We start from the raw sequence: 4870 nt of genomic DNA, 5'->3' as shown, positions 1-4870 counted from the left end.
TGGTGAGTTCGAATGTGTTTGGATTAGAGTTGCAGAGACAGCAAGAAGAGAGACAGTATGAATATGATTTGCAAGGGAATTTGATGCATGAGAGTGTAGTAAGTCTCTTAGCAGAGCCAGAAACAAAGTCAGAACTAGTTGGGAAAGAGCATATGAATACGATATTCTTAATCGAACGAGCCATGTACAAATCCAAAGAGGTGAAGAACAATCAACGCAGAAGAATTTCTATGATGCAGAAGTTATGCGCTGTGACGTAGAAGAGAATGGCGAAGTGACGAATTACATAACAGATGGCTGGAGTATTGTAGTGGAGCTTGATAAGGAGTATAATATTAAGAGACGGCTTGTTAGAGGGTATGGGATTGTTGCATCAGAAATTGGTACGCTAAAAGATGATGATAAGCAATTAGATATAAATATGTACTGTTTTTATCATACTAATGAACATACTGATGTTGTAATGTTGACGGATATAGATGGGAAAGTGGACAATCATTATAAAAATGGGAAAGATAATAGGAACTAATGGAGAAACGACAATACGAATTATTACTAAAATTTTTACTAATGAAATTATTATTGCGTTTCCAATAAATAAGGAGAAAAATTATGAAGATATGTCCTTTGTGTGAACATGGATTAATAAGTAAGATAAAAGTTAAGTCTACAAATGAAATAATCTATATATGTAATGAGTGTGAGGCACTTTGGAATAATATTAATATATGCGAAGATGAGGTGCTGAATTTTGATAGTTTTATGAAATCAAGGAAATTACAGCTGCTTTGGGATGAATTTAATGTGGTGGAAATACTTTAATGGTATTAGCATAATTCACACATATTTATAGAAAACTCCCTAGCATATTTCTAATGATGTTTAACGCCATATAGTTGTTGATTATATCCTGATTTTTACTTCTGTTTAAAAAGTGAAACACAACAGCTTAGAAAAGAGATTTTTTCTTTCATATAATAAAGTTACTACGTTAAAACAATATAGGAAGGAGTGTATGATGTACTTTCTTGCATATATATCATACAAGAATTTAATGTTAATATTTTATGCAGATGTAATTTTAGATAGTAAATATGTCCGAGGTAATTCTTTGATGTCTGGAACAAGATGTACATTAGGCGTAGGTGAAAATTTTCATATATGTCTAATGGAAAGTTTAAAGGGAGAGGATATTCCTTTGGATGTAGAAACATCAATTATAATAACTACGATAAGTGGTGAAATAAGTTTACTTGAGTTAAAAAAAGATGTCCAATTTATTTTATATAGGGGGATAGAAGTTGGAAGGGGGTATGTTAAAGAACTAAAAGAGATTTATATAGATAAAAAATATTTAGAGGTAATAAAGGAACCTTGGCTATTGCAGAAGATAGTAAACTATGCAGAACAATTGCCAAATGCTATAGTCTATGAAGATGTATATGACTTAATTGAATAAAAGTGATTTATAATAATTAATCATTATACCTTGTATTTTGAAATATGCTGAGAGGATTCAAATTTTTGCTATATTATTTAGTATGGTAATGAATTTGAGGAAGAAGATGACATGGAATTGGTTCAGTTGCCTATGATTCAGCAGACATCGCCATAGGTCGCATATTTGTCTATAAAGAAATTGGACTGCGTTAAATGAGTGATTTTCAAATATAGTATTATATATTATAGAAAAAAATATTTGTTTTATGATTCGTTATGGTGTCATTTAATAGATTCTGCTCAGTGAATCATTAACACCAAATCCTAATAATCATTTGAAGCCCCCACAATTTATTTATGATTTCAAATAAATTGTGGGGGCTTCATTCAATGAAAAGAAGTCAAGAAGAGATATTATGATGCAAAAAAGAAACAATATAGTGATATATTGGAATTATGGAAGTCTGAAGAATAGAGTATCTCATAAAAAGAAAGAAACAGTAAGATTATCCCATATATAAACTTGGAGAAAAATAGTAATATAGATAGAGAAATGGTGAAAAATAAAACAAATACAAAAAGGAAGGAACATATGGAATAGAATATGAAGAGAATTGTATTGTTTGGAATGATAGTATATATGGTGCTTGGGAATGTCGGATGTAGTAGTACGAAAAAAATAAATGAAAACCTTAATAGAATAGAAATGGAACAAAGAGAAGATACAGCAGAGCAGAAGACAGAACAGGAAACTAGTCAGGAAAATCAAGAAGATCATGACACACAAGAGAATAGCGGAAATGTTCCAAAGGAAATTGTACCGATGAATGCATCTGATTTAGCGGTAACGGATGGAGAGAATATGGTTTTGCTAGATTCGCTGTATGATGGTTTTGAGACTACAGAAGAGGAGATTGAGACAGAAACTAGTGAAAATCATTTTGTAGGGGAAATATATGTAGACGAATATGTGTATAAGACATATTTTCATCAATTTAAGGATTTTGAAATATATACTTCAAATACAGAGTATCCATTAAAAGGGGAGGACATGCACACCTATCATATTAGACAAATTTCTTTGCTAACTGATAAATATAGGACAGCAAGAGGGGCATATATTGGAATCGATATAAAAGAAGTGCTGGAACTGTATGGTGAGGGGGAGAGTTTTTCTGCTTCTGATTATTATGAAGAGAAGAATTGTAAGGGGTTAGGCTATCGATATGATAATTATTCATTGAAATTTGTTTATAATGATAGGGGTGTTGTTGTTCATATTGATTTATATGTAAGGCTGATAGGCGCTGATAGTTTTCCGAAAGATAATGAAGAAGAACAGAGTGAAGAAAGTGAAACTGAACAAATATGCAGAAAAATAGAATTTAATCAAGCGATAGAAATCGATTTGAATAACGATTTACATATGCATTGATGGTAAAATAATGTGCAGTGTAATGGCGAAAAATTGTAGAGATGTATATCTGATACAAAACAAAAACACTGGAATCTTGTTTGAGGGCTGGTGGAGTAATGATATTTGCGAAATATATCTATGCAAAATTGATGAAAACAAGCAAGTCGAACTAAGGGAAAAAATATACGGAAGTATTGTGCGTGATACAGCAACAGCAAGTGGTTTTGTTACAGAAGGTTATCGGATTGTTTTTGGAACATGGCGTGGAACACGTAGATATGAGATTACGTCGGATATGCAATTAGAACCAGCAGAAGATTTTCAAATTAAAAATGATAATGAAGAGTTTATTACATTGAAACAGGATTTGTTAGTTGATGTTTTAATTGATGAGACATGGTGTACGATAGAATGCAAAGCGAATACAAAATTTTATCCAACAGCAACGGATTGCGAGGAATATGTATATTTAAAAATGGATAATGGCGAAATTGTCCGTATAAAATACACCATAATAGATGATTATCTAGTATATGTTGACGGTATTCCAGTCGAGGAACTTTTTGATGGGATTAAATTTGCAGGATAATTATTGGAGAAAAAACAGCGAGGATATGCAAATCAATGAAAGGATAAATTTATGAGAAAAATCAAATTAAATAAATGCAATATAAGAAAGATGATAACTATGACAGTTCTTATCATGATGATAGTATTGTGTTTAACTAGTTGTAGCAAACCAAAACAAGCAAACCTAATCAATCAAGTCCAATCAATAAATTCAACGAATCAAATCAATCAAGGAGATCAAGAGTCTCAAACACCAGAGATAGAAGAGAAAAGTGTTACTACTGTTTACGAAGATAAGTCACAGAAGGAAATTGTGTACGGGGAGCTTCGATTCGAAATATCACCATATCATATTGCAAGTAAAGAAGAGTGGGAATCCTATGTAGAATTTTATTGTGAATTGGATTCAGGAGAAGATAGTACTGAAACAAGTAAGGTTTTTAGAATAGAGAAATGTACAGATAATGGAGTTGTAACATTTGAAGATGCAAAGAACTATTTTGCAAAAATTTCTGAGTTTAAAATCAGGGAAAGTTTTCAAAATATCCATGATGAATCAGGAATTATCAAGATGTATACGGCAACGGCGGAAGAAGGATTGTCCTATTATATGTGTTATTTTCAAAAGGAAGTGTATCTTATAACAACAGAGAATCCATATTTGGCATGGAATCTTATAGAAGGGGATATATGGGACTGGAAGCAAGAGGTTCAATATATATATAACATAGAAACAAAGAACCAGTTTACAATAAAGGTGATTGAAAACAGGATATGTCAAGAAGATTCTTCAAGCTATGAAATCTATTCAAAAGACGGCAATTTAGAATACAAAGCGGAGTTGACAATTGAACCACGGAAAACGGAAGAGTATGGATTTTGCTATTCCTATAGGATATATGATGCCACAGATAAAGAAGTGCAATGTCTGGAGTGGGAATCAACGGTTATCGAATATCCTAAGTTTGTAGATTTGAATCAAGATGGTAGTGTGGATATGCAAGTAGTGATAGATCAGGCACCATCCTATGATGTTAATGAATTATATATATGGAATGAGGCAGAACAACACTACGAGAAAGTACTTTACGATGGTACGTTAGCAGATATAAGTGTTGAAGATGGATATTTGCTGAACTGGGTAAGAGCAGGGGTAGAGGGTTATGTTATTGAGAAGTTAATTTTTGAGGGGACGAGGTTAATAAAAGTATCCGAAGAAGTCGTGATGCCAGAAGGGGAGGATACAAGTACTATTGTTTTAGAAAAAATAAGAGCACTTGATGTTACAATTAAGGAATCACCTCTGGATATCAGCCCTGAAGTTGATGCATTGTATAAAGAGGCATATCTTAAGATGCTGAAAAGTGAGATGCCCATTGTGTATGGTAATGGTGAGAAAGAATATTTTAGAGATCTATATAAAGCAGGAAGTGAGTTTGAGGA

7 protein-coding genes are annotated in these 4870 nt (G+C 32.4%); all 7 read left to right on the top strand.

The window, feature by feature from the left end; translation table 11 throughout:
• On the top strand, positions 1–260 hold a 260-nt coding region (locus RMR19_RS05620; RefSeq protein WP_310602523.1), incomplete at its 5' end, for a hypothetical protein.
• A complete protein-coding gene (locus tag RMR19_RS05615; protein ID WP_310602522.1) occupies positions 245–529 on the top strand; it encodes a hypothetical protein in 285 nt (94 codons plus the stop codon). The genes RMR19_RS05620 and RMR19_RS05615, both read left to right, overlap by 16 nt.
• Before the next feature lie 83 nt (positions 530–612).
• Positions 613–822, top strand: a complete 210-nt coding sequence (locus RMR19_RS05610) for a hypothetical protein (protein ID WP_310602521.1) — start codon at positions 613–615, stop codon at positions 820–822.
• Positions 823–1168: 346 nt separating this feature from the next.
• Positions 1169–1459: a hypothetical protein gene (locus tag RMR19_RS05605; RefSeq protein WP_310602520.1), complete on the top strand. Its 291-nt coding sequence runs from the start codon at positions 1169–1171 to the stop codon at positions 1457–1459.
• A gap of 585 nt (positions 1460–2044) precedes the next feature.
• Positions 2045–2875 carry a hypothetical protein gene (locus RMR19_RS05600; RefSeq protein ID WP_310602519.1) on the top strand — a complete coding sequence of 277 codons (831 nt, stop codon included), beginning with the start codon at positions 2045–2047 and terminating at the stop codon, positions 2873–2875.
• A 22-nt stretch (positions 2876–2897) separates the two neighbouring features.
• Positions 2898–3446: a hypothetical protein gene (locus RMR19_RS05595; RefSeq protein WP_310602518.1), complete on the top strand. Its 549-nt coding sequence runs from the start codon at positions 2898–2900 to the stop codon at positions 3444–3446.
• A 51-nt stretch (positions 3447–3497) separates the two neighbouring features.
• Positions 3498–4870 (top strand): hypothetical protein (locus RMR19_RS05590; protein ID WP_310602517.1); only part of this gene is annotated, 1373 nt, incomplete at its 3' end.

The organism is Anaerosporobacter sp., assembly GCF_031551385.1.
GTDB lineage: Bacteria > Bacillota > Clostridia > Lachnospirales > Lachnospiraceae > Anaerosporobacter.
The sequence above is the reverse complement of the archived record's forward strand: the minus strand, read 5'-3'. Positions and strand labels throughout refer to the sequence as shown.

Bases quoted from the DNA above. Each gene is read 5' to 3' on its own strand.
- RMR19_RS05615 (WP_310602522.1), top strand. From the start codon at position 245: ATGCGCTGTGACGTAGAAGAGAATGGCGAAGTGACGAATTACATAACA.
- RMR19_RS05610 (WP_310602521.1), top strand. From the start codon at position 613: ATGAAGATATGTCCTTTGTGTGAACATGGATTAATAAGTAAGATAAAA.
- RMR19_RS05605 (WP_310602520.1), top strand. From the start codon at position 1,169: ATGGAAAGTTTAAAGGGAGAGGATATTCCTTTGGATGTAGAAACATCA.
- RMR19_RS05600 (WP_310602519.1), top strand. From the start codon at position 2,045: ATGAAGAGAATTGTATTGTTTGGAATGATAGTATATATGGTGCTTGGG.
- RMR19_RS05595 (WP_310602518.1), top strand. From the start codon at position 2,898: ATGGCGAAAAATTGTAGAGATGTATATCTGATACAAAACAAAAACACT.